Source organism: Streptomyces sp. UH6 (genome assembly GCF_013421635.1).
GTDB lineage: Bacteria > Actinomycetota > Actinomycetes > Streptomycetales > Streptomycetaceae > Streptomyces > Streptomyces abyssomicinicus.
The window spans coordinates 1-1,058 of the sequence record NZ_JACADT010001417.1 but is presented as its reverse complement, the minus strand read 5'-3'; the positions used below and the strand labels follow the sequence as shown (position 1 = coordinate 1,058).

General features: G+C 73.1%; 2 protein-coding genes and 1 pseudogene. All 3 read left to right on the top strand.

Features of this window, described 5'->3' with window-relative positions:
- Window positions 1–182: 182 nt before the first annotated feature.
- The gene (locus tag HW445_RS32275; RefSeq protein WP_180224294.1) at window positions 183–608 is read left to right on the top strand and encodes an Asp23/Gls24 family envelope stress response protein; all 426 of its coding nucleotides are present in this window, start codon (window positions 183–185) and stop codon (window positions 606–608) included.
- Between the two features lie 55 nt (window positions 609–663).
- Window positions 664–849 carry a hypothetical protein gene (locus HW445_RS32270; protein ID WP_180224293.1) on the top strand — a complete coding sequence of 62 codons (186 nt, stop codon included), beginning with the start codon at window positions 664–666 and terminating at the stop codon, window positions 847–849.
- 2 nt (window positions 850–851) lie between these two features.
- A pseudogene (locus tag HW445_RS32265) lies at window positions 852–1,058 on the top strand (hypothetical protein); the annotation flags it as partial.

Sequence of the window (1,058 nt, the reverse complement as noted above, 5' to 3'; positions counted from 1 at the left end):
CTGCGGCCCGCCCAGCGGCAGCGGCCTGCCGAGTCCGATCCGGCGCCGGACCGCCCCGGCCCACTCCTGTGAGGTCGTTCTCGCATGGGAGGTCATTCCTCCACCTTGCCGTATCCGCACGGCGAGTCACGGAAACGCCACTTAGCGTGGTTGCAGGAGGACGACCGAAAGGACGTACGGCTATGACCGAGACGACAAACGCCACCGGCGCCGCGGGAACGCGCGGCCGCACGACGATCGCCGACGGTGTGGTCGAGAAGATCGCCGGCCTGGCGGCCCGCGACGTGGTCGGCGTGCACGCGATGGGCAGCGGCACCTCGCGGGCCTTCGGCGCCATGCGTGAGCGGGTGCCCGGAGGGAGCGGCGCCAAGTCCGTCTCCCGCGGCGTGAAGGCCGAGGTCGGGGAGGTGCAGACGGCGCTCGACCTGGAGATCGTCGTGGACTACGGCGTCTCGATCTCCGACGTCGCCCGCGACGTGCGGGAGAACGTGGTCGCCGCCGTCGAGCGGATGACCGGCCTCCAGGTGGTCGAGGTCAACATCGCGGTCAGCGACGTCAAGCTCCCCGACGAGGAGGACGAGTCGGCGCCGGAGCCCAGGATCCAGTGACCCGGTCCTCCGACGAGAAGCGCGGGACCGACAGGCGCACGATGAGGAGCGCACGATGAACATGGCCGTGATCGGCATGATCGCCGGAATGGCACTGGGCTTCGCCGGGTACTTCGGCGGCTTCGGGGCCTTCCTGCTGGTGGCGGCGCTGGGCGCCGTCGGCTTCCTGGTCGGCAGGTACCTGGAGGGAGACCTGGACGCCGGCGACCTGTTCCGCTCCCGCGGCAGCCGGCGGAGGTGACGGTGCCCGCCACGACCACGGCCCACCGCCGCCCGGACGCCGCTCCGGGCGGCGGCCCGGCATCCGTGCCCGCCGCGGAGCGGGGCGAGACCCGGCTCGCCGAGCGCGTGGTGGCCCGGATCGCCGCCCAGAGCGCCCGCGAGGCGCTGCACAGCCTCCCCGCCGACGCGGTGCCGCCCTACGCCAACGTGACACTCCACCAGGACGCC

Coding starts and splice junctions, on each gene's coding strand:
- HW445_RS32275 (WP_180224294.1), top strand. CDS start 183: ATGACCGAGACGACAAACGCCACCGGCGCCGCGGGAACGCGCGGCCGC.
- HW445_RS32270 (WP_180224293.1), top strand. CDS start 664: ATGAACATGGCCGTGATCGGCATGATCGCCGGAATGGCACTGGGCTTC.